Origin of the sequence: Streptomyces sp. NPDC059994, assembly GCF_042737755.1 — a bacterium.
Taxonomy (GTDB): Bacteria; Actinomycetota; Actinomycetes; order Streptomycetales; family Streptomycetaceae; genus Streptomyces.
In genome coordinates this window covers 1-23500 of sequence record NZ_JBHWUR010000037.1, presented here as the reverse complement: position 1 = coordinate 23500, position 23500 = coordinate 1, and the positions used below count along the sequence as shown (strand labels likewise).

General features: G+C 68.3%; 25 protein-coding genes. 22 read left to right on the top strand and 3 right to left on the bottom strand.

Features of this window, described 5'->3' with window-relative positions; all coding sequences use genetic code 11:
- The first annotated feature begins 56 nt into the window (after positions 1 to 56).
- The 20 genes from ACFWA7_RS19875 to ACFWA7_RS19780 all read left to right on the top strand — a co-directional run bounded on the left by ACFWA7_RS19875 (position 57) and on the right by ACFWA7_RS19780 (position 20957).
- The gene (locus ACFWA7_RS19875) at positions 57 to 1514 is read left to right on the top strand and encodes a 2'-5' RNA ligase family protein (RefSeq protein WP_385824215.1); all 1458 of its coding nucleotides are present in this window, start codon (positions 57 to 59) and stop codon (positions 1512 to 1514) included.
- Positions 1515 to 1531: 17 nt separating this feature from the next.
- Positions 1532 to 1924 carry a hypothetical protein gene (locus ACFWA7_RS19870; protein ID WP_385824213.1) on the top strand — a complete coding sequence of 131 codons (393 nt, stop codon included), beginning with the start codon at positions 1532 to 1534 and terminating at the stop codon, positions 1922 to 1924.
- Positions 1925 to 1929: 5 nt separating this feature from the next.
- Positions 1930 to 3831, top strand: coding sequence for a DUF6582 domain-containing protein (locus ACFWA7_RS19865; RefSeq protein ID WP_385824211.1), 1902 nt, complete (start codon positions 1930 to 1932; stop codon positions 3829 to 3831).
- Positions 3832 to 3959: 128 nt separating this feature from the next.
- Complete coding sequence (locus ACFWA7_RS19860) at positions 3960 to 5336, top strand: hypothetical protein (RefSeq protein ID WP_385824209.1); 1377 nt, start codon at positions 3960 to 3962, stop codon at positions 5334 to 5336.
- Between the two features lie 104 nt (positions 5337 to 5440).
- Positions 5441 to 5773 (top strand): hypothetical protein, encoded by a 333-nt coding sequence (locus ACFWA7_RS19855; RefSeq protein WP_385824207.1) that lies wholly within the window; start codon positions 5441 to 5443, stop codon positions 5771 to 5773.
- A 3-nt stretch (positions 5774 to 5776) separates the two neighbouring features.
- Positions 5777 to 6445, top strand: coding sequence for a hypothetical protein (locus ACFWA7_RS19850; protein ID WP_385824205.1), 669 nt, complete (start codon positions 5777 to 5779; stop codon positions 6443 to 6445).
- Positions 6446 to 6454: 9 nt separating this feature from the next.
- Positions 6455 to 6946, top strand: a complete 492-nt coding sequence (locus ACFWA7_RS19845; protein WP_385824203.1) for a hypothetical protein — start codon at positions 6455 to 6457, stop codon at positions 6944 to 6946.
- A 73-nt stretch (positions 6947 to 7019) separates the two neighbouring features.
- Complete coding sequence (locus ACFWA7_RS19840) at positions 7020 to 7283, top strand: hypothetical protein (RefSeq protein ID WP_385824201.1); 264 nt, start codon at positions 7020 to 7022, stop codon at positions 7281 to 7283.
- Positions 7280 to 8431: a phage tail tube protein gene (locus ACFWA7_RS19835; protein WP_385824199.1), complete on the top strand. Its 1152-nt coding sequence runs from the start codon at positions 7280 to 7282 to the stop codon at positions 8429 to 8431. Before ACFWA7_RS19840 ends, ACFWA7_RS19835 begins: the two co-directional genes overlap by 4 nt.
- An 87-nt stretch (positions 8432 to 8518) precedes the next feature.
- Positions 8519 to 8926, top strand: coding sequence for a hypothetical protein (locus ACFWA7_RS19830; protein ID WP_385824197.1), 408 nt, complete (start codon positions 8519 to 8521; stop codon positions 8924 to 8926).
- Between the two features lie 116 nt (positions 8927 to 9042).
- A complete protein-coding gene (locus ACFWA7_RS19825) occupies positions 9043 to 9186 on the top strand; it encodes a hypothetical protein (protein WP_385824195.1) in 144 nt (47 codons plus the stop codon).
- Positions 9187 to 9222: 36 nt separating this feature from the next.
- A complete protein-coding gene (locus tag ACFWA7_RS19820; protein ID WP_385824193.1) occupies positions 9223 to 9642 on the top strand; it encodes a hypothetical protein in 420 nt (139 codons plus the stop codon).
- Positions 9643 to 9681: 39 nt separating this feature from the next.
- Entirely contained in the window at positions 9682 to 13404 is a 3723-nt protein-coding gene (locus tag ACFWA7_RS19815) for a phage tail tape measure protein (protein ID WP_385824191.1), read from the top strand.
- 56 nt (positions 13405 to 13460) lie between these two features.
- Entirely contained in the window at positions 13461 to 16901 is a 3441-nt protein-coding gene (locus ACFWA7_RS19810) for a hypothetical protein (protein ID WP_385824189.1), read from the top strand.
- A 12-nt stretch (positions 16902 to 16913) separates the two neighbouring features.
- On the top strand, positions 16914 to 17444 hold the full coding sequence (locus ACFWA7_RS19805) for a hypothetical protein (RefSeq protein ID WP_385824187.1): 531 nt from the start codon (positions 16914 to 16916) through the stop codon (positions 17442 to 17444).
- Between the two features lie 58 nt (positions 17445 to 17502).
- Positions 17503 to 18489 (top strand): hypothetical protein, encoded by a 987-nt coding sequence (locus ACFWA7_RS19800; protein ID WP_385824185.1) that lies wholly within the window; start codon positions 17503 to 17505, stop codon positions 18487 to 18489.
- 41 nt (positions 18490 to 18530) lie between these two features.
- Positions 18531 to 18776, top strand: a complete 246-nt coding sequence (locus tag ACFWA7_RS19795; protein ID WP_385824183.1) for a hypothetical protein — start codon at positions 18531 to 18533, stop codon at positions 18774 to 18776.
- Positions 18777 to 18798: 22 nt separating this feature from the next.
- A complete protein-coding gene (locus tag ACFWA7_RS19790; protein ID WP_385824181.1) occupies positions 18799 to 19065 on the top strand; it encodes a hypothetical protein in 267 nt (88 codons plus the stop codon).
- Positions 19066 to 19082: 17 nt separating this feature from the next.
- The gene (locus ACFWA7_RS19785; protein WP_385824179.1) at positions 19083 to 19379 is read left to right on the top strand and encodes a hypothetical protein; all 297 of its coding nucleotides are present in this window, start codon (positions 19083 to 19085) and stop codon (positions 19377 to 19379) included.
- 1296 nt (positions 19380 to 20675) lie between these two features.
- Positions 20676 to 20957 (top strand): hypothetical protein, encoded by a 282-nt coding sequence (locus tag ACFWA7_RS19780; RefSeq protein ID WP_385824177.1) that lies wholly within the window; start codon positions 20676 to 20678, stop codon positions 20955 to 20957.
- Between the two features lie 19 nt (positions 20958 to 20976).
- On the opposite strand, the gene ACFWA7_RS19775 is transcribed toward ACFWA7_RS19780, so the two are convergent.
- Complete coding sequence (locus tag ACFWA7_RS19775) at positions 20977 to 21156, bottom strand: hypothetical protein (RefSeq protein WP_385824175.1); 180 nt, start codon at positions 21154 to 21156, stop codon at positions 20977 to 20979.
- A gap of 383 nt (positions 21157 to 21539) precedes the next feature.
- Here ACFWA7_RS19775 and ACFWA7_RS19770 point away from each other — a divergent pair, with 383 nt between their 5' ends.
- A complete protein-coding gene (locus ACFWA7_RS19770; protein ID WP_385824173.1) occupies positions 21540 to 22115 on the top strand; it encodes a recombinase family protein in 576 nt (191 codons plus the stop codon).
- Entirely contained in the window at positions 22112 to 22459 is a 348-nt protein-coding gene (locus ACFWA7_RS19765; RefSeq protein ID WP_385824171.1) for a hypothetical protein, read from the top strand. The genes ACFWA7_RS19770 and ACFWA7_RS19765 overlap by 4 nt, the downstream gene beginning before the upstream one ends.
- A gap of 194 nt (positions 22460 to 22653) precedes the next feature.
- Here ACFWA7_RS19765 and ACFWA7_RS19760 read toward each other — a convergent pair whose 3' ends face one another.
- The gene (locus ACFWA7_RS19760; RefSeq protein ID WP_385824169.1) at positions 22654 to 22815 is read right to left on the bottom strand and encodes a hypothetical protein; all 162 of its coding nucleotides are present in this window, start codon (positions 22813 to 22815) and stop codon (positions 22654 to 22656) included.
- A 132-nt stretch (positions 22816 to 22947) separates the two neighbouring features.
- A complete protein-coding gene (locus ACFWA7_RS19755; RefSeq protein ID WP_385824167.1) occupies positions 22948 to 23361 on the bottom strand; it encodes a hypothetical protein in 414 nt (137 codons plus the stop codon).
- Between the last annotated feature and the right edge of the window lie 139 nt (positions 23362 to 23500).

Below are 23500 nucleotides of genomic sequence, written 5' to 3'. Positions count from 1 at the left end.
GCCAAGGACGCGGCGGCGCTGATCAAGAAGAGGGTCGGATGACGGGGGGGGTGAGCGTGGCATCCCTGGACTACTCCGACGGCTGCATGATCGCCCTCTATCCGCCGCCGGAACTTGCCGAGAAGCTGGCAATCGAGGGCGGACTCACGGCCGAGGAGTTGCACGTCACGGTCGCTTACTGCGGGGACGCCGCCGACATCGACGGCGACACGCTGCGGGCGGTCGTCGCGGAGCTGACCGCACGCCGTCCGCTCGCCGCGCAACTGGCCGGGCTGGCCCGCTTCACCGGCGGCGGCAAGGACGTCCTCGTGGTCCTCGTCGACTCCGCAGACCTTGAAGACCTGCGCCGCGACACCTTGGACGCCCTGTACGAGCGGGGAATCCAGATCCCGCGGGACCACGGCTTCACCGCCCACCTCACCCTCTCCCACGTGGAGCCGGACGAGGAGGCGCCGCTGGATCGGCTCGACGCGCTGCCGATCGAGTTCACCGCCCTGTCGGCCGTCCATGGCACCGACCGCACCGACAGGGCGTTTGCGCATCCTATGGAGCCGGTCGCACGCGAGGCGTTTGCCACCGGCTGGGCACTGTCTGGCGGCCCCATGACGGCTCGGGTCCGGCTCGCCTGCGAGACCGCGGTACGGATAGCGACTGAAGCGACCGACGACCCGGACATCCTCAAAGCCACTATCGACCTGGGAAGGTTGGAGGGCATGTGGGCGCTGCTGTTCCAGCGCCGCGAGGATCAACAGGCAGCCCACACACGGCTCGTGACAGCGGCATGGCGTGCCCTCCTCGGCCGGGACGCGGTGGCCGTCATGGTCGACAGTCTGCGCTGGCGGGCACGGATGACCGAAGCCCGCGACCCCGAGCGCAACAGCATCAGAACGGAAGCGCTCGCCGCAGCGAAGGCCATGCTGCACGCACTCGCCGACCTTGCCGGGTTCTCAGCCCTGCGTGTCGCGATCCGCAACGCGATCGCCGCGGGCCGCGCCGAGGGCATGGTCAATGCGGTCGCCATCGCCGCCGAACGCGCCAATACCATCGGCCTCGACTGGAATCTCGCCTTCAAGGACGCCTACCAGGCGCTGGAGCGCCTCGATGAACTGTGGGCCGACGCCGGGGGCTGGCTCGGGCGCACCCTCGACGGCGCCGCAGCCGACCTCGGGCGGGTTCTCGCCGACAGTGCCGAGGCGGGCCTGTCCCGCGAGGAAATGATCGACGCGGCGCTCGATGTCCTCACCGCAGACGAGGGCGCGGTGGCGTTCACCGTCGACTGGGCGATGACCACCGCGGCTGACGAAGGCGCGCTGAGCCTGTACCAGTCCGAGGGCGTTCTGCAGATTGACATCATCACCGCGGGCGATGGCCGCGTCTGTCCTGCCTGTATCGACGCTGAGACGGGCAGCCCGTGGCGGATGGGGGATCAGCCGCGGATGCCCCTGCACCCCTCGTGTCGCTGCTGCTATGCCGCCGACGTGAGCCTCGCCCATTTCGCCGCCTGGTTCGTCTGACCTGAAGGAGCATGACCATGAGCGGCGCCAATCCGTCTGCCGCCCGCACCCTGTGGAAGCTCAACGGGTCGGGCACGACCACGCTCAGCGTTAACGGCGACAGCGGACCGATCTCGATCGGCGACGTCACCGACCTGTGGCTCCCGGTGTACGTCGCCGGGACCTCGACGGGCACCAGCCCGACACTGGATGTACAGATCGACGTACAGGATCTGGACGGCCACTGGTTCCCCCAGGTCGCCAAGGTCACCCAGCTGACATCGGCGCCCAACTTCACCAACGTCAGCTGTGGACTGCATATCGGCGGCCTCGGCTCGATGGTGCTGCCACACTTCTGCCGCGTCAGCTGGACGCTGGGTGGCACGAACCCGGCCTTCCCCGGCGCGTCGATCAGCCTGGTGGGGCGGTGACCGCGATGACCGCCGCCGTTACGGAGAGCCGGATCGGGACCGTCTCAGGCATCGCCCTCGTACCCGGGGTGAGCCGCAACGGACGCCTGTACACCGCCGAAGCCATCGGCAAGGCCGTGGCCCGCGCCCAGGAACGCATCGCCGACGGCGAGCAGCCGCTCACCATGCTCACCCACCATGCCGCTGACGACGACTCCACCCAAATCGTCGGCCGCATCACCGCGATGGAACAAGACGAGGACGGGCGCGCCCGCTACGTAGCGGACCTCGCCGACACCGGCCCCGCCCGCACCATTGCCTCCCTCGTCGACACCCGCAGCGGCACCCCCTTCCTGCGGGGCGTGTCCATCCGCGGCGCCTGGGTCGGCAAGGTGCGGAGCCAGCCCGGCCCGGACGGCACGCCGGTGGAGACGGCGGACGACCTGGAGCTCGACGGGCTCGACTTCACCCGCAAGCCCGGGGTGCTGGGCGCGCGGGTCGACAGCTTCACCCCCGCAGGCGCAGACGGCGCTGAGGAGGCGGCATCCGAACGGATGCTCATCACCGAGTCAGTGCAGGAGGCGCTGGTGCAGACGACCATCAACGAGGCCGACAGCGAGGCGACAGCCTCCGGCAGCGAGCAGGGCCCCTTCGCGGACCCGGGCTACCAGAAGGACAAGCAGAAGCGATACGACCTCTCAACGAAGGCCCGGGCCAAGGCGGCCTGGTCGTACATCGGCCAGGCCGACAATGCCTGCCTCTACACCGCAGCGCAGCTCAAGCGGATCAAGCAGCGGATCGTGAAGGCCCTCAAGGCGTTCGGGGTGACCGTCGCCGCCCAGGAAGGGTGGCTGATCGACCCGGCCGCCGAGGTCACCGAGGCGCTCGCCGAATGCTGGGGCATGGACGCGGCCGACGCCGGAAACCTGTACGTCTCGCTGACGAACGGCCCCACCACGGTCACGGTCTCCTCGTACAGCCTCGACCCCCACGACCTCGACGCGGTCGGCCGGGCGGCGATGGCGGGCGCGTGTCAGGCCCTGCTCGGCATCGACCCGGACATGGATGGCGACGTCGACATCCCCGGCGAGCCTAACGGCGACGCCGAACCGGGCAGCGCCGCAGGAGCCGTCTGCCCGTGCGGCTGCGGCTGCGCCATCCCCGAGACGCCCGGCAACTGCCCGTGCGAGTGCGAGTCCTGCGCGCACTGCAAGACAGACGAGGACGACGTGAGCTCGGACGACGCCATGGAGTCGCTTCCCGCAGCCGTTGCCGGCGAGCCGGTCACCGCCGGGCACTGGGCGCTCCTGCACGAGTCCGGACTGCTCGCCCCCGGCGTCTACGTCACCGCCGCCCTCATCAACGAGGCCCTCACCCTCAAGGCCGCCGCGGCGGCCGTTGAATCTTCGGCACCGGAGGTACCGGACGCCGAGACCACCCCACCCGAGGAGGAGCCCGCCATGGCGGAGCCCAACACCGCAGCAGAGACTGCTGCCGCCCCCGCCGCCGGTGGGGTCCACCTGAGCGACGACCAGTTCCAGCAGCTGCTGGCCCGCTTCGCCCCCCAGCCGGCCGCCGCGGCTCCCGTGGAGACGGCACCGGCCGAGCCGGTCGCGGAGACCGCCACCCGGGCGCCGGAGCCGGTCGCTGTGACGGAGACCGAGGACCAGCGCATCGAGCGGCTGGTCGCCGAGGGCATCAAGGCGGCACTGCCCCACGCCGTGCAGGAGCACGTCGAGGCCACCGGCGGCCCCGCCCGCAAGGGCCTGGTCACCCCGGTCGCCGAAACCGGCACCGCGCCAGCCAGCGGCATCCCCGAGGGATGGCCGCAGAAGCCGCTGCACGAGTACACCGACGAGGAGTTCCGCCAGTACGCGTCGCCTGCGACCGTCAACGCGATCCTCGGCACGAAGGCCGCCTCGTCCTGACGCAGCACCGCCCCACCTGACCGCCAGCGGACCGCTGGTGCCGCCCGGCAGCGATGGTCACCCGGCCCCGCCCACACCTGGTGTGCGGGGCTTTGCCATACCCAGACCTTGCCGAGAAAGGCACCCCCATGAGCACCAACGCGGACCTCCGCGAGGCGCTGACCGCCGCTGGCGCAGCAGCCCTCACCCCGACCATCGTCGACCCGCTGCTGCTGGAGTACCAGCGCCGCTACGCCCCGCTGGTGCGGGCCATCCCGTCCCGCAAGTGGGACAGCAACGTCTACTACTTCAACCAGCGCACTGCCCGCGCGGCCGGTGGCTTCGTCTCCGACGGCGGCGCCCGGCCCGTCTCCAACTCCACCTACGTGCAGAACAGTTTCACCATCCGCAACCTGCAGTCCGTGGGCGCGGTCACCGGCTACGCGCAGGCTGTCACCCGCGGCCTGGCGGGCGACCTGCGCGCCCAGGAGATCGAGGGCTCCATCCAGGGCCTGTACTGGGACATTGAGAATGCGGTCCTGTGGGGCAACTCCAGCTCGACCGCGCTCGGCGGCTACCCGCAGTTCGACGGCCTGGACAGCCTGGTGTCGACGTTCTCGGGCGGCACCCAGAACGCCACGGATGCGGCGAATGCGTCGCTGTCGCTGGGCTGGCTCGACAAGCTGATCGACATGGTGGAGCAGCAGGCGGCCATGAAGATCAACGGTTCGGGCTGGATGTTCGTGATGAGCTCCACCGCCGAGTCGCGGATCGCGCAGCTCGCCATCGCCAGCCAGCGCTACCTCACGCCCACCGAGGTCGCCGCCGGTCTCAACGTGCAGTCGTACCGCGGCATTCCGCTGGTCACGTCGTCGTTCCTGTCGGCCCGCTCTTACCAGATGGGCACGGTCACCACGGCGACCGCGACCACCGGCGGGACGCTGGCCGCAGCCACGTACTACTACCAGATCGCGCCGGTCATCGCCCGCCAGGGCGAGATCCTGCCCTCCACCGAAGTCTCCCAGACCACGACCGGTGCGACCTCCACCGTCACCCTGTCGTTCTCCACTCCGGCGGCCTACGACGGTGCCCAGCCGAACCTGTACAAGGTGTTCCGCTCGACTTCCACCGGAGCTGAGACGTTCCTGGGCTACGTCGATGCCACCGTCGGGATCGCCGCCGACGGCGTCACCCCGGTCCTCACCACCTCGATCGTGGACGACGGCGCCAAGCTCACACCGAAGAACGGCTCGACCGTCCCGGCGGCCGGACCTGCCGCCTACGTCGGCACCAACACGTCCATGAAGCCGCAGGCCGCGGGTTCGGAAAACATCTACCTGATCGCCCGCGACCCCCAGTTCCTGCTGCGGCCCTACGTGCGCGAGCTGGAGCCCCTGGACGTGTACCCGACGACGGCGGCCCCGGACCAGATGCCGTATGCCATCGTCTCCGACTGCGCCCTCGCGGTGCGCGCGCCCAAGTACACCGGCCGCATCACCCGCGTCTCCTCGTCGCTGACCAGCTGACGAACCCGCTGCTGCGGCCGGGTCTCGGCGCGAGCCGGCCGCAGCCTCACCCTTCCCCCAGAGCCCGGGTGATAGCCGGCCCTGGGAATGCCCGAGGAGGGCACATGCCTTTGATCAAGAAGGACCAGGCGGGCAGCGACTCACTCGGCCACGTCTGGCCCGAGGACGGCGCGGTCGTCGAGATGCCCCACGAGGAGGCCGAAGAACTCCTGGCCATCCCCGACGGCGGCTTCTCCCTCGCCTCCAGGGGGGAGGCCAGCGAGGACGGCGGCGCGGATGAGGACCTAGACCTCGACGCAGCCCAGGCGCACAACGACGACCCCGAGGCCAACCCGGAGTTCTCCGAGGTGGACCCGAAAACCCAGGACACCGAGGCGCCCAAGCCGACCGCCAAGAAGACCGCGGCGCGCAAGACCGCCGCCAGCAAGCCGGAGTAGCCGATGCCCGCGGACTCCCCGGTCCCGCTCGCCACAGCGGCAGACATGCAGACCGGGCAGTTCGCCGACCTGGTCCGCGACTACAGCATCAGCGCGCTGGACGACCTGATGATCGAGGCGACCCGGCTGGCGGAAGGCATGTGCGGCCGGCGCCTCGCCCCGTTCACGGGAGTGCCGGAGTCACACCGGGCGCAAGGTATCGACCCGGACGAGTACACCGACGCCGCATCCATGCCGATGGACCTGCAAGGCACTCTGGGCCGCTCCTACTCCAACGCCCTCGGCGCCGGTGACCAGGTGCGGCACGTGTGGCTGAACGAGTACGCACCCCGGTATCCGGAGATGTGGACGTACACGGGCCTTCAGGTCACCATCCTGCGCTCCTACGGCGGAACGCAGACGGTCGCTTCGACCTCCCTGATCGGCGCCGAAGCGGATTCCGGGCACATCTGGTTCAGCCTCGGCACGTTCCTGCCAGTGGGGTCCCTGGTTCGCGTCACCTACGGCGGCGGCTACGCCACGGTGCCCGCCGACCTGGGGCGCGGCTGCAAGCTCCTGGCAGCCTCCCTGGTGCTGGGCGAAATCGACCCGGCGGGAACCCAGTTCGGACACGACCGGGGTGTCCTCGCCGGGCAGGCCGAGACGATCCTCTCCAACTACCAGCGCACCTAAGGGGCCGTTGTGACGTCAGCCGACGCGGTCGACCGGGAAGCGGCTTGGCTCGCCGCTGCCGACCCGGCCGACGGGTTGCCCGCCCTGCTGGCCAGCCAAGGCGGTCCGTTCGACGTCGTGCAGGCGTACCAGCCGCGCACCCCGGCCGCCCGCAAAAACTCGTTGTACGTCTGTCGCCGCCGCTTCCAGGAGGTCCGCACCGCGCACATCCGCCGCATGGCCCGCCACCAGTTCGAGCTGCGGATCACCTGGCCGCAGTCGTCGCCTACGGGCTCCGCCGAGGACGTGCAGCGTGCCCTGGACGCAGCCGTGGATCTCGTGCTGCTGCGCGTCGGCGGCCTGTTCATGGACAAGACTCACGGCGGCCGCTTCCTGAGCGTCGCTGAGGACCCCGCCGAGGTCAGCGTCGACTTCGCCGACCCCGTCGCGAGCATGCAGAACAGGGCCGACCTGACGTGCCTGATCAGCTACTCCGCGGACGACGCCGAGATCAACGGCTGACCGCCCCCTCCCCATTCAGCCCCCGGACCGTCTGGCCGGGGGCTTTCCCACGCCCCGATACCGGGAGAGCCCTGTGCGCCAGCGCAACGACACCACGCACGCATGGACCTTCGTGGCCACGCCTGCCACCGACACCGAGCCTGAGACCCCGCCATACACCGTCGAGCCCGGCGGCACCACCGACCGCCCGGAACTCCTCGACGGCTGGACCGCCCTCGACGACGAGCCCGACGCCCCGACCGACGACGAGACGGCCAAGAACGCGCCGCCGCTCACGCGCCGACCCAAGAAGACCATCGCGGACACCGAGGACACCAAGGGAGGTGAGCCGCAGTGACGCTTCTCTCCCGGCTCGGATGGATCGGCATCGCCAAGGAGGTCACCCAGGGCACGTTCCTGGCGCCGACCTTCTACCTGCCGGTCACCAAGTCCGACTTCAATATCGAATACGCGCAGCTCAAGGACGAAAGCTACCGGGCTAACGACACTGGGCTGCAGGGCCTTTACCAGGGCACGGGAGAGACGACCGCGTCCCTGGAGCTGTCGGCCTACCCGGACTGCATCGGCTACCTGCTGCGCGTCATCGGACCCGACACGGTCACCGCGGGCGTCTCCACGACCCTGTCCTCATCGACGATCATCGGCGCCACGTCCATTTCGACTGCGGCCAGCATCCCCCTCGGGACGACCATCGCGATCGACACAGCCGGGAACCTGGAGTACGCGATCACCGGTACCCCGTCGGGGTCCGGCCCGTACACGATCCCGATCACCACCCCGGCGGGTGGCCTGACCAAGGCTCACAGCTCCGCAGTCACGGTCCTCGGCCAGACCACGCACACCTTCAAGCAGTCCACCACCGTGGCCAAGCCGACCTACTCATTCGTCGACTACAACGTCTACGAGACGTGGGGCTACCCGGGCTGCATGCTCTCCGAGGTCGGCATCAAGATCGACCCAAAGGGCATGGCCACCCTCGACGCCAAGCTCACCGGCTGGATCGGCGCCGTCCAGACCGGCCTGGCCGCGCCCACCTTCACGAGCGTGCAGCCGCTGCTCGGCTGGCAGTGGGCCATGACCAACTCCGGCGGCAGCAGCACCCGCGGCCTGTCCTACGATCTCACCCTCAAGCGGGACATCGACGCCATCCACGCCTCCAACGGCACCCAGCAGCCGCGCGAGGTGTTCACCGGCGTCCTCGATGCCGAAATCAAGTACAAGGCGATCTACGAGAACGACACCGACTACAACCAGTACCTCCAGGCCCTGCAGACCTCCCCGACGTCGGCGGTACTGACTCAGCCCATCACGTCCGGTGGCGCATCGCTGACGCTGACCACCACGACACCCGGCTGGTCCAAGGGCGGCTACGACAAGTCCGGCATGTACGTGACCGCGGACTTCGAGGTCGCCGGCATCTACAACGCGACCGACGCCGGCGCCATCCAGGCCGTGCTGAAGAACTGGACGACCGCCGCGTTCTGACCGACCCCTCGGCCGTGCCCGCGCATGAGGGCGTCGCGGCACGGCCGAGGCTTCACGCCCTCAACGCCCTCAGCACAGGAGACCCTCATGTCCGGCTACACCACCCCCTATGTCCTGCTGCAGTTCCCCGACCTCGGCGACGATGTGTCCGTCCTCATGCGCAACCCGCAGCTCCTGCCCCCCAGCGAAATCACCCCCGAGGACGTGCCGGTCGACGACAAGGGCGAGCCCCTCGACTCGAACGCAGCCCAGCAGGCCATGTACAAGGTGTTCGCGCGCGTGATCGTCGCCTGGAAGGTGTACGACGCGTGCGCGCAGACAGGGCCAGACCTGGGCGAGGACGCCGATCCAGTGGCCCTGTTCGAGTCGCTCAGCGAGTCTCAGGACACTCAGGTGCGGCTGGGCGCCATCACCGTAGACAACATCAGCCGGATGCCCGTGCGGGTGATCAATAAGGTGATGGAGACGATCGCCCAGGTCGCGGACCCTCAGTAGGCCCCGGCTCCCCGTACTACGAGGACGTCCTACTCCCGATCGAATCGATCATTGAGGGGACGTGGGGCAGCGACGACGCCCCAGCCGAATGGGCCGACTACGTCCTAATGCGGCGCATGCACTGGTCGTGGGAGCAGCTCCAGGCCACCCCGCTCTATGTGCGCCGCTACTGCCTCGACATCATCGGCATGATCGCCGAACAAGAGGACCGTGAGGCGAAAAGAGCCGAGGCGAAGGCGAACCGCCAGTCCAGGGGGTGAGTGATGGAGCTGAGGGCGGGCGTATTCCGCCACTTGATGGCCGAGATCAACCGCGAAGGACAGCTCAAGTCCCGCACGGTCCTCACCCAGCTTGCCCGCGCCATCGAGCGCCAGGCAAAGATCAACGCAAGCGTCGGGGCGCACAAACGCGGCACACCGACGCCCGCCTCACCTGGAACGGGGCCAGCAGTGATATCCGGCACCCTGCGCCGGTCCATCACCCACAGCCCCATTGTTCCCCTCGCCGGGGGCTGGGAGACGAAGGTCGGCACCGGCGTCGGAATCAACCCGCCCTACGGCCGCACTCCCGCGAGCAAGTACGGCCTCTACCTGGAGACGGGCCTCAAGAACGGCGCAACCTACCCGTTCCTGCAGCCCGCCTTCAAATTCGGCTCCACCATCGTGGCCCCGCAGCTGTACCGCACGGTATTCCGCGTCGGCTGGCCCCGCGTCTGACCTGAATCCCGCACCGCCCGAGCAGGAAGGCGGTGCACGGTGGCCGAAGTTGCAGATCTTTTTGTCCGCCTGCGGGCCGAGACGGGCCAGTTCACCCGCGGCATGACCCAGGCCGGGCAGACCGGTGAGTCCTTCACCCAGCGCATGGGCGGCCTCGGCGGCATGCTCACCAAGGTCGGCAAGGCCACCACGATGGTCGGCCTTGGCTTCGTCGCCTACGGCGTCAAGGCGGCCGGTGACTTCCAGCAGCAGATGAACCTGCTGGTCACCGCCTGCGGTGAATCCTCGGCGAAGCTGAAGATGGTCTCCGACGGGGTCCTGTCCCTCGCCCGCGAGACCGGCACGTCAACAAGCCAGCTCGCCGAAGGCATGTACCAGGTCGAGAAGGCCGGCTACCGGGCGGGCGACGGGCTGAAGGTGCTACGCGCCGCCGCACAGGGGGCCCGTGAGGAGGGTGCGGACCTCAAGGACGTCACCAATGCGATGACGTCGGTGATGGCGTCGTACCACCTGAAGGCGACCGACTCCGTCCGCGTCATGAACGCGATCAAGACGTCTGCCGGTGAAGGCAAGATGACCATGCAGGAGTTCGCGGGCAGCCTCTCGACGGTCATCCCTATCGCCTCCGCCAACAAGGTCAGCTTCGCCGAGGTTGGCGGCGCCATCGCCACCCTCAGCCAGCACGGCACCAGCGCGCGCGAGGCTACCCAGGAGCTCGCCTCCACCATCAAGAACTTGGCCGCGCCCAATAATGTCGCCGTCCAGGAGATGCAGCGCCTGGGCCTGTCGTCGACAGATGTGTCCACGAAACTCGGCAAGCGCGGGCTGACCGGCACGCTCGACCTGCTTTCCCAGACGGTGCTGGGCAAGATGGGCAAGTCCGGCACCGTCTTGTTGGACTCGTTCAACAAGACCAAGCAGGCGGCGGCAGATGCCGACCAGATGATCAAGAGCATGCCGCCCAGTCTGCAGAAGTTGGCGACGTCCTACTCAAAGGGCTCCATCTCGCTCGGCGACTGGCGCAAGGAGTTGAAGGCTCTTCCGCCCGAGCAGGCGAACTTGTTGTCCCAGTACGCCACGTTGCAGAACAAGACCAACGGGTTCTCTGCGGAGCTCAAGAGGGGCGGTCCTTCCGCCCAGACGTACACCGAAGCGATCAAGAAACTGACGGGTGGGGCCATCGGCCTCAACACGACGCTTCAGCTCACCGGGGAGAACACCGAAGGCTTCAAGGACCGCGTTGACAAGGTCGGCGAGTCGTTCACCGATGCCGGGAAGGACGTCGAGGGCTGGAAGATCACGCAGCAGTCCTTCAACGTCCAGATGGGCCGCCTCAAGGAGACCGTCACGACGGCGGCGATCGTGGTGGGCACCAAGCTCATTCCGATCATCGTCTCGACCATCAACTGGTTCGAGAAGCACAAGACCGCCACCAAGGCCCTCGCCATCATGATCGGCGTTATCCTTACCGGCTCGGTGCTCAAGTTCATCGGCAGCGCCCTGACCCCCTTCGTCAAGGCGATCGGCGGCATCGGCACAGCCATCGGCAAGGTGCCATGGGGCCGCGTCGCCTCGGGCGCCTCCGGCGCCTTCGACACGGCACGGCTGCGCGCCATGTACGCCTGGGACGGCATCAAGTCCGGGGCGGCCTCCGCTGGCCGGGCAGTTGCCAACTTCGGGCGGTCGGTAGGAACGGCGACCGCGAATGCCGGTAGGGCTGCTTGGTCCGGCATGGTCACGGGGCTGAAGAGTGTCGGCCTCGCCATGAAAACCGCGGCCATCGCCAGCCTAGATTTCGCGAAGTCTATGCTTGTTTCCGCTGCGGCTGCTCTGCGGAGTGCGGCGGCGACGGCCTGGCAGAAGATCCAGCTCGTCGCCACGACGGTCGCCACGAAGGTCGCGACCGCTGCCCAGTGGGCGCTCGACGCGGCCATGAACGCGAATCCGATCACCTTGATCGTGATCGCCCTGATCGCGCTGGTGGCGGCGATCATATGGGTGGCCACCAAGACGACGTGGTTCCAGATGATCTGGTCGGCAACCTGGGGTGCGATCAAGACGGCGACTGTGGCTGTCCTGAATGCGCTCAAGGCGGCGTTCCACGTTGCGATGGACGCGATCAAGGCCGTGGTGTCGCTGGCCCTGGCGGCGACTTTGGGAACGTTCCGCAACGCGCTCAACGGCGCCCGGGCGGTCGTCACGGGCACCCTCGGTGTGATCAAGTCGCTCTGGTCCGGCACGATGAACGGGATCCGCAGCGTCGCTTCGTCGGTGTGGTCGGGTATCCGCAGCACCATCACCGGCGCGATCAACGGGGCGAAGAGCGCCGTCTCGTCGGCGGTCGGCGGCATCGGCAAGCTGCTGTCCAGCATCAAGAGCATCGCCACCAACGCTCTGTCTGGCGCGGGCCAGTGGCTGCTGGATGCGGGCAAGCGTGTGGTCAGCGGCTTTGTCAATGGCATCAAGTCGGCGTTCGGCAGCGTCAAATCAGCCTTGGGTGGGCTCACTGACATGCTGCCGTCGTGGAAGGGCCCGCCCGCCAGGGACCGGGTGCTGCTGCACGGCGCAGGCCAGATGATCATTCAGGGGCTTGTGGCGGGCATGGGCAGCGGCTTCGCGTCCGTGCAGCGCACCGCGCGGAACGTCGGCAAGGTCACGGTCGCCGCGTTCTCCACCGAGCTGGGCATCCAGTCCCCGTCGACCAAGTTCAAGCAGCTCGGCGCCTATGTCATGCACGGCCTCATCTCGGGCCTGACCGGTTCGACGGCGAGGGTGCGGGCGGCCACGGAACGCATCGCGCGCGATCTGTACACCAGTTTTGGCTCCCACCACAAGGATCTTCAGCGGGTCATCAACAAGGACAACGCGCTGATGATGCGACTCGCCCACAACCGGGACACGGTGGCGAGCAGGCTGAAGGACGCCCAGAAGCGGCTGTCCGACCTGCAGAAAGACTGGACGAAGGAGCGGGACAGCGTCGCCCAGGGCATCATGCAGGGCGCCTCGGTCATCACCGCCGCGCCCGAGGGCCGAGGCGTCAACAGCTTCGACGTCGTCGACCAGATGCGGCAGAAGGTCGCCCAGGCTCAGCAGTTCGCGGCGAACCTCCGCGCCCTGCAGAAGAAGGGCCTGTCCAGCGACATGGTTCAGCAGCTTGCCACGGCGGGCGTGGACCAGGCCGGTGCCACTGTGCAGGCTCTGGCTGCGGGCACCAAGGGCCAGATCCAGGAGATGAACAAACTCCAGTCGAGCCTCAAGGGCGCCGCGAACTCCACGGGCGCGGCAGTCGCGGACTCGATGTACGGCGCCGGGATCAAGTCCGCCCAGGGCCTGGTCAAGGGGTTGCAGTCGCAGGAAGCGGCGATCGAGAAGCAGATGATGCGGATCGCCCTCGCCATGCAGAAGGCCATCAAGCACGCCCTCGGGATCAAATCACCCAGCCGGGTGTTCGAGTCGATCGGCACCTGGATCCCCAAGGGGTTGGCCAAGGGCGTCGACAGTGGCGCCGTCCACGCCGTCAACTCGGCCCGCAGCCTCGCCGGCGCCGTCACCGGGGCCGCGGTCGTGGGGGCAACGCCCGGGCTGGCCCTGGCTGGGCGCGGTGGGGGAGGCGCGACCAGCACAGTGATCCACAACCACTACGAGATCAAGGTGTCGGGCAGCGTCGCGACGATCGACGGCATCGCCCGCGAGGTCGAGGAGTCGTTCCTGCGCCGCGGCGGACGCAACTCCGTCACCTACCCCGGCTACCGGGGCCGCTGAGCGCCACCGGGCGCCCCCATCGCTCTCTTCTGGAGGTGCAGGTGCCCAACCCTAAGTTGGCTACGCTGGTTGAGCCGTTCACGGCAGCAGTCATCAACACCGCCCTGTGGAACTCGATCACCGGCACGGCAGCCCTCGACGCGACGAACGACCTGGTGACGCTGGCGCAGCCCACGGTCAGCGGCACTAGCAACTCGTTTGGCTCGACGACGCTGTACGACGCGACCTCCAGCAGCATCTACGCCCAGATCGCCGCCGTACCCAACGGGGCCGGCAACACGAAGACGGCGTTGGTGCTGCGCGTCGACGCCAACAACAGCGTTGCGATCCGCGTCGAATCCGGCATCCTCAAGTTCACGCTCCAGACCGCGGGCAGCACCGTCACCACGACGCTGCCGTCCTACGATCCGCACACCCACCGCTGGTGGAAGATCAGCGAATCCGCAGGCACCTGGACCGCCGCCACCGCACCAGACGGCGTCACCTGGACCACCCAGACCTCCAGCGCCTACAGCTGGTCGGCGTCCGCCCCCGCGATGACCGTGAGCTTCCAGACGTCGGCCGGGGCCACGGAGGTTGCCGGACTGGTCGCTGCGATCGGCCACATCAACACCCAGCTCGGCGGTCAGGCCAACCCTGGCTGGCCGACAGTGGAACACGGGTGGGGGGCCTACTGGGACGCCAACTCGGCCAACGCACCCCAGGACCGATACGTCGAGGTCACCGACCGCACCCGAGGCGCCACGTCCACGACGCGGGGCCGCCAGTACGAGCTCGACCAGGTCCGCTCCGGGGAGATGACAACCCGCCTCGCCAACACCGACAGTGCACTCGACCCCACCAATTCATCCGGCCCCTGGTACGGACGGATCGCGCCCTACGAGCCCTACCGGGTCCGCGCCCAGTGGCCAGCAACCCGCAACCTGCTGGACCAGGTCCACGCCACCGGCGGCGACCTGGGCGGCTATGCGCTGGGGACATTCGACAGCTCGGGCGTCGGCCCCGACATGTTCTCCATCACCGACACGACGGGCGGGTCGATCGTCGCGACGGCGACCGCCTGGCAGGGCGGCCGGGTCTTCCAGTTCGCCGTGCCGTCCGGGTCGACGTCCCCCTCCCGGATTGGGCACACACCCCGCTTCTCGGCGATCCCCGGCCAGACGTACACGATGCAGATGCAGGTCCGGAACGTGACCGCCTCCACGAGCCTCTCGGTAGCGGCTTTCATGGGCTGGTACATGGCAGCCGGGGCCACCGCCTCCTCGATCACCTACGGCACCACCACCGTGCTCACCGGCAGTACGACAGCGGGCTGGACGCAGGTGACCGTGACCGCGACCGCTCCGGCCGGAGCCATGGGCATCGACGTGGGGGTGGCGCTCGCGGCCACGGCTGCGGCAACCTGCAGCGTCCAAGTCGACGGCTGGCAGCTGGAGAAGGGGTCGGCTGCCTCCTCATGGGTCGCACCCGGCGTCTGGTATTCGGTCTACACCGGTTTCGTCGAGCGGTGGAGCCCGGAGTGGGAGATGTCCGGAACCTACGGCACAGTCAGCCCGACCTGCGTGGACGCGTTCGCGCTCCTGTCGAGGGTGCAGCTTTCCGATGTCCTGACCGAGCAGCTGTCGCTCGGGGCGTTCTCGGCCCGCTTCCTCTTCCAGCTGAGCGATCCCACAGGATCGCTGACGTTCGCAGACCGGCTGGGCGTATACCCCGCAGCAAAGATCGCCAATTCGAAGACCGGACCCGGGAGCATTACCCCGGGAACGCAGATCACCGCAGCCGACACCGTCAACGGAATCTTCACCGGAAGCGGCGGGGCGACAGTCACCACGATCACGAACCCGAGCCCGGGCGTGGGCGGCATCTTTGCATCCAGCATCATCGACCTCACCACGTCCGGGATCACAGGGCCCGCGAACCCCGCCCAGTGGACGCGCGCCGTCGCCTTCCGGTACACAGGCCCGACACCGTCGGACGCGGCGATCATCTGGTCCTGCATGGACCGCCAGCACGCATCGACCGGGGCACTCGCCACCGGCAGTCGGATCTTCCTGTCGGTCTCCTCGACCGGCCGCCTCATCCTGGTCATCGGCGGCCCCACAAACGTCTCGGTCGGGATGACGTTCACGCGAAATGACGGCACCTTCCCCACCGTGACGGACGGGAACTGGCACTGGGCCCTCTTCTCCTACGACGCCGCGAACGCCCGGGCGCGCGTGTCACTCGACGGCAACGACTGGTTCTGGACGAGCCTCGACCCCGCAGTCACCCCCACGGGGCTCGTCAGCGACAGCATCGGCGCCTGGTACGACATCGGGCTCGGAGGGGCAGCTGGCGACAATTTCGTCGGAGATGTTGCGTTCGCGGTTGAGTTCCCTGGTTGGTTCAGCAACGCGGACAACCAAGCCATCTACTCGGCATGGAAGAACTCCCTCGCAGGCGAGCCCACCCAGGACCGGTGGACACGGATCCTCGGCTGGGCCGGGTATGCCGGCGTCCGTGTCACACAGCCCGGGCTGACCACGTCGATGGGCCCGGCAAACCTGGCGGGCCAGGATGCGGTCAGCGCGCTGCAGGCAGTGACCGAAACCGAGGGTGGCGAGCACTTCATATCGCGGGAGGGCTGGGCAACGTTCCGCTCCCGCGGCGCCCGCTACAACGCGACCGTCCCTACCTGGACGTTTGGGGAGAAGCCGGAACTCGCCGAGTTCCCCTATGAAGACTGCAAGATGGACTTCGACGCCACCCGCCTGGCAAACGAGGTCACCGTCACCCAGTCCGGGTCGGGGCAGACGTTCACCGCCAACGACGCCGCATCCGTCACGCGATACTTCCCCAGCACGCTGTCCCGGTCGGTGAATTCCTCATCGGCCCTGGAATGCCAGGATGCCGCGGCCTACCTGTTGTCCCGCTACAAGAACCCCGCTACCCGCGTCAGCTCGATCAGGCTGCACCCGTCGGCGAACCCGATGCTATGGCCAGTGCTGTTGAGCCTCGAACTCGGCACGCGGGTCAGGGTGATGCGGCGCCCGCCCGGCGTCCCGGCCGTCCAAGTCGACTGCTTCGTCGAGTCCATCGCGATGCAGTTGGACGACGGCGCAGATGCAGTGGTCACACTCCAGCTGTCCCCGGCCGACCTCACTCCCTACGGGATCTTCGCGGCGTTCCACACCACCTTGTCGGGTTCGCCAGGGGCCGGCGTCACGTCGATCACCATCAACGCCGGGCAGGACAACACGAACCTTGCGTCCCAGCAGCTGTGGCCGGGCCAGCAGCTGGTCCTCGGCCAGAACACCCCGAACCAGGAGACCGTGACTATCAGCGCGGTCGGCGCGACAAGCCCCGGCTGGACCACTGCCGTGATCACCCTCACCGGAGCCACCACCAAGAGCCACACCTCCGGCGACATCGTGTGCGAACCACTGCCCGCCGGGTTCACCGACCCCACCACCTGGGACAACTCGGCGAAATTCGACTATGTCGCCTTTGCTTACTGAGGGGAGCCGTTCATGGCCCGCACTGTGCCCGTCATTGCCTCAGAGAGCCCCGGCAACTTCTTGACCGGCGCTCTGTGGAACGCGAACGTCAAGGCGCTCGGCGACTTCGAGACGGCCCGGCCGCTCTTCAACGGCTACCAGTCGTCCGCCCAGTCCATCAGCAACAACACGTGGACATCGCTGACGATCGACACAGAGGAACTCGACCCCGACGGCGGCCACTCCACGGTCACCAACACCAACCGCTACACCATCCAGGTCGCAGGAACCTATCTGCTGCTTGGGATGTCCGCGTTCGCAGCGAACGTGACCAGTGTCCGCGGCTGCCGCCTCGGCCTTAACGGCGCTGTCATCCGCGGCAGCCACGTCCAGCAGCAGACCTCGTCGGCGGGCGTCTGGTCCGGGACGTCGTGGGCCGTCCAGGTCTGCGCTGTCAACGATTGGGTTGATGTGGCCGGATATCAGAACTCTGGGGGCGCTTTGAACACATTTGCCGGGACCGACGCGGCTAGCCGCCTGGCCGTGTACTGGCTCTCCAAGTAGCCCCTGTTCAGCCCTCAACGCCCCTCGACCGGGGCTTTCTCTATGCCCTGGAGGCGCCATGCCTGACCTGTGGATGCCGGGAGCCGAGCGCCGCCCGGTCGGCAACACGGCGGCCATGAATGGCGGCCCGCCGCGCGTGACGTGGCACGCCACCTCGAACGACAGCGACTGGAGTTACGTCCACGAGCGCGACTACTTCGCTTCTGGGGGCGCCGACATGGCCCCCCACCTGCTGTGGGACCCCTTCACCGGGCAGATCGCCCAGTTCTTCCCCGCCTCATCCCGGGCGCTGGCTCTGAAGAACGCGACGGGCGAGCAGACGAACCGGACCGGCGACTACAACATCCAGATCGAGACCGTGTTCACCAGCGGCGAGACCGTGAACGGCCGCCGGTACGCAGACATCGCCGACACCCCCTGCGCCGGGCTGGACCGGCTGATGGCGTGGCTGCGCTCCCTCGGCATCCCCGACACCTGGCCCGGCGGCGCCCCCAGGGCGTGGGCGCGGCAGACCGTCTCCCTCGACACCTGGCGCACCCGAGGCGGCCACTACGGGCACCTCCACGTGCCCGGAAACGATCACATCGACCCCGGGCCCATGCCCAACCTTTTCAGCACCGCGGAGGACGACATGACCCCGGAAGAACACGCCTGGCTCAAAGACCTGCGCGACAACGTCGCGTTCAAGATCTGGTCCTACAAGGGGCAGGGGCGAGGCCAGGACGCCTACGCCGACCTCGGCGCGGCCGCCGACCCGACCACCATCCTCGGCTACCGCAACCCCGTCATGGACAAGGCGTCCGTCGACGCGGGCACCGGCCACATCCCCGACGTGTACGGGCTCACCACTGGCGCCAGCTCGGGCATGAAGGCGCTCCTCACACAGGTCTCCGCGCAGAACGCCGCGATCACCGCGCTGACGACGGCCGTTGGCGACATCCACTCCGGCGTCGACACCGCAACCCTCGTCGCCGCCGTACAGCAGGCCATTACGGACGCGGTGGTCGACGTCGACGTCACCGTGCACGACGCGACGCCGAGCTGACGATGGGCGCCTCGGACCGGTCGACGCCTCCCGATCAGTGGATGATTCACCTCGCGGTAAAGCGAGTCTCCGAGGACGTCTGCTACGCGTGGCCTGACGGCGAGTCGATGCCCTGGGTGTGGCACTGGTGCCCCGCCGCTAACGGAGGCGAGGGCCGCTGGGTAGCCCAGGGAACCGACCGCCACACCCTCGTCTCCCGCGAGCCGCTGCACCTGGAGCCGTCGCTGCTCTATCCGTGCTGCGGCCTCCATGGATTCTTGCGCGCCGGGTCTTGGGCCGACGCGTGACCTCACAGAAACGGATCTACCCATGTCCATGTCTTCTCTGCCCGATGCCCGCGCCATCGTGCGCACGGGCGCCACATACGCCAAGGACGTCGCCGAGCGCACCCTCGCGACATTCGTCGTCACCGCCGGCGGCGTCGCCGTCGCCGCGGGCCCGGCCGACGTTCTTCACGCGAGCTTCTGGCAGACGATGGGCGCGGCCGGGCTCGCCGCCGCCGGGTCCCTGCTGAAGGGGATGCTGGCCAGAGCGATCGGCGACAAGAACAGCGCTTCGACGGCCCCGGGCGTCTGATCGGATCGGAGTAGCACGTGCCCGATGAGCCGACCCTCGGGGAGCTCGCGAGACGCTTTGAGGACCGGCTCACGGACGTCCGCGAGGACATTCAGCAACTCGGCCTGCGCCTCGACAAGAAAGTCGACAGGGAGCTGTACGACCTGCGACACGAGGCACTCACGGCGCGCGTGACGACGCTGGAGACGCTGCGCGAGAAGGACACGGAGAAGCTCGTGGCCACCAGGCGTTGGCTGATCGGCGCTGTGATCGTGCCGATCCTCGGAATTCTCCTGCCAGTGATTCTGCTGCTGACTCAGGGGACGGGCTCGTGATGCGGTCGGCGATCCGGGCGGAGGAGCGGCGGTGGCGCCGCGGGGACACGTGGGCCGTGCTCGGCGCGGTGACGCTCGGGCTGCTGCTGGCCGGGATCGTCCTGGCCATCATGCAGCTGCGCGCAGATCTCCAGACGTCGAATGCCGCGCGTGATGCGCTGGCTCAGCAGGTACAGCACATGGGCGGAAACCCGGTGGCGGGCCCGCCCGGGAGCCGGGGGCCAGCAGGCGAGGGGGTGGTGGGCCCGGCGGGTCCGCAGGGTGAGCCGGGTCCGGTCGGGCCGACTGGCCCGGTGGGTACGACAGGGCCGACTGGTCCCCCGGGGAAGGTCGGGCCGGTCGGCGAACCGGGTACCTCGGCGACGGGTCAGCCGGGGGCGGACGGTGCGACGGGCGCCGCGGGTCCTGCTGGTCCTGCAGGCCCGGCCGGTCCAGCCGGGCCACCCGGCGCGGACGGCAAGGACGGCCGTGACGGTGCCGATGGTGCTCCCGGCCGGGATGGTCAAACCTGCCCGGACGGCTACAGTCTCCAGCCCCCGCCGAGCGATCCAGATGCGCTGGTGTGCCGACGCGACAGTGCACCGTCGTCGACTCCGTCGCCTATGTCCCGCCGCCTGCTGGGCCTGGGGGCGCTGACGTTGACCGCCTCATACAAGCGGCTGGGAGGCGGCGGCGCCTGACCGTCCACCGCGCCAACTCCCGGCCCGCCCGGACCCGGGTGGCGCCGACATGGACACGCAGATCGACCTCGGCTGGGCCGAACCGCAGCCCGAGCCCCCGCCGCACGAGGAGCCGGGCCAGCCGGACGAGCCCGCACCCGAAGGCTAGGGTGCCGACGGCCTGGAGTGAGATCCGCCCCGCCACCGAGGTGGCGGGGCCCTTTTGCATGCCATGCAAGGCCCGAGGGAGGTCAAGGTGACGCCGGGCGCGTACAGTTGGACCACGGCAAGACGCGCAAGCCGACCCGTTCGCGGGGAAGGTCTCTCGGGGCCCGCGGTGCACGTCCGTCCCGCATAGGGGCGGGCGTTCTGCTGTTGACGCTGATGAATTCCGGTCACGCCTCTAGCGTCTGGCTGATTCTGGTGTGACGCTAGGGGCTCGGCGCCGCCTGAACCTGGCAGCTAGGGCGGTGCTGTCGCGGGGCCCCGTCACGCTGCGAGGCGGGGCTTCCCGCTCCCTCCCGGCTCCCCACGGGAGGGCCCGAACATCCCCACGAGGAGCCGCCGTGACCAAGGCCGTCGCCCACCAGCCCCAGTCGGCCGCAGTACGACGGGACTCGGTCTGGGGCTGAGGAGGATGGACACCGGAGACCTCCCACCCAATGTGATCCCGCTCTTCACCCGAGCTTCCGGGGACGGGCGGCAGCAGATGATCGAAACCTGGGAGGCCCTACATCTGCGACACGGCCTGACGCTCACCGACGACAGGATCGCAGAGTCGCTACGTGTCGCTGTGGACATGATGACGCTCTTGCTGAAGGGCGCACAGATCAACGGCCTGATCGATGAGGAGCAGCTGAACGCACTGTTGTCGTTCGTCCAGACCGGGCGTGCCGCAGCTGACTGGTGGCAGGACTGAGCGGTGCGCCCGCCCGCGGTCAAGATTCGTCCGGCCGGGGGTCGAAGAGGATCTTCAGCAGGCGCGTCCGCCGTACCTCGACCTCCGCATCGCTCAGCGGATTCGCGCCCGGGCCCCAGACCTTCTCCCACGCCCCGTCACTGTCGCCGCCGACGGTGGTCTGCCACACCCAGGCGCCTTCGCTCGCTTCCTCAGCCATGCCGGACAGCATCCCGAACCAGGAATGATCCACTCAACGCAGTCAGCGCATCTCTCGCCTCCTCGGGCGACGGGCGGTACGACGCCCCGCGGACGTCGGCGCCGATGGCGGCTCAGCTCTACGGACCTGTTCCACTAGCGCATAACGTTGGTTTGGGCGCGGGGAGTTGAGACAGATGGCCCCCGATAACATGCCATATCGCGGGCCCCGATCCTCCTTGGAGCGGGGCCCTTCGTCGCTCCTGACTCGGGCAGGGCCAGTGTCGAGAAACGACCGTCTATGGACGGTGGTGCGCTCAACTCCATCGCCGCAGGGGCAAGTTGTCGAAAATCCGTGTCCATAACTATGTAGCGGAAAGGGTTCGCAATCGCTACGGTGAGCCCATGAGAATCGGATACGGCCGGGTCTCCACCCGCGACCAGAACCCAGACGCACAGGAGGACGCGCTCAGGGCGGCCGGCTGCGACCCCGTCTTCGTGGACAAGGCGTCCGGCAAGCTCGCCTCCCGGCCCGAACTCGACAAGGCCCTCATCGCCGCCCGCGACGGCGACGAGTTCGTCATCACGAAGCTCGACCGGCTCGGACGCTCGCTGAAGAACCTCATCGAGCTGTCAGAAAGGCTGGACAAGAAGGGCGTCAACCTCGTCGTCCTGAGCCAGGGCATCGACACCAGCACCCCGGCCGGTCGGATGTTCTTCCAGATCCTCGGCGCCATCGCGGAGTTCGAGCGAGCCCTCATCGTCGAACGCACCCGTGACGGACTGGAAGCCGCCCGCGCCCGCGGCAGAGTCGGAGGCAGGAAGCAGGCCCTGAAGCCACGGCAGGTCAAACTCGCTCAGGAGATGTACGACGAGCTAGGCGAGGACGGCAAACGCAAGCACACCGTGCAGGACATCGCCACTGAACTCGGCGTCGCCCGCACCACCATCTACCGCTACCTGGAGAGGAAGGACGCATGAGCGTCAACTACTACGCGTTCGGCCCGTTCCCCGGAGGGGAGGCGGACGGCGAGGGTCTGCACATTGGCCAGTACGCCCACGGTCACCGCTTCCTCATGCGAGCCCACCCCGAAAAGGGCCTGACTACGCTCGTTGACTGGATGGCTTTCCTGCGTCAGTCGCACGTCGTCATCCGAGCCGAGCACGGCGTTCAGTACAGCGCGGACGAGATGGAGGCCACTATCCGCGAGAGGGAGACCGCGGATGGCTGGCGACGCAAGGTCCGATGGGTCCACGGCTACGAGCGGCCCGGCTACCACATTGACCGCGAGGGCATTGAGTTCTGCGCCCGGGATTTCTGCTGACACGACGCAGGCAACGCGGCGCCCCGCCCAGGGTTAGTGGGCGGGGCGCCGCCGCGTCAGCATAGAGGTGCGGCCTGCCGAGGGGTTACTCCCCACGCCCCGAGGGGGTCGCTGCGAACGAGGCAGGCCGCTCCCGCACGGTACGCGGAACCGGATCGTCCTGTCACTACCTGGCGCCCCGGTCCTGATGTGGGTCACGCGGCTTCGTACTGGTGCGCTTGCCCGCCCCGCCATTCGATCATTGCCGAGTCCCCGGCGACCATGTCCTCGGCGGTCGTCTCGTCGATCCCGGCCTGCCGCAGGAACTCGACCAGGTCGCGGTCGGAGTACGCGAGGCCGATGATCTGCCCGCGCACAGTGACGCGTCGGCCGCCGGTGCCGAGCGGCCGGTGCCGAGCGGCCGGTGCGCAACGATCGGCGCGGCCATACGTTCAGGGTGCGGTAGGCGAGCCGCACCGGCACACTGAGGGGCGAGCCCGGAAGTGTTCCTACTGCACTACGGGCAGTGCGATGTGCCGGTGGTCGACCTCCACACAGGCGCCCTCGGCGCGCAGGTACTCGGCTGCGATCTCGGCAATAGCGACACTCCTGTGACGACCCCCGCGGCACGCGATCGTGACGCGTGTGAGCTTGAGGTTCTTGGTGCGCTGCGCCATGAGGGCCTGGGTTTCGTCGACGATGCGGCTGATCACCGTGTTGGCGCCTGGGGTGTCGACGACATGCCGGTACACCTCGCGGTCCAGGCCGGTCCGGTAGCGCATCGCCGGGTCGTGGTGCGGGTTGCGGAGCTTGCTGAGGTCGTAGTAGAGGCCGTCGCCGACGAGATTGATGGCGCCTGGGTGGAGGGTGCCGATGGTCTGGATGACTACCTGAACGAAGCCGGTGTTCTCGGTGGGTTCCATGCGACTCACCATGCCGCAACTTCCCCGACTGTAGGGGAGTTGCATGTTTCCGTGTGTCCTGAGCGTGAGAAGGAGTTGTTTGTAGGGCAGCTCCCGATCATGGTGCTGTGTGAAAGATGAAGGTTTTGGCCCTTCGGAG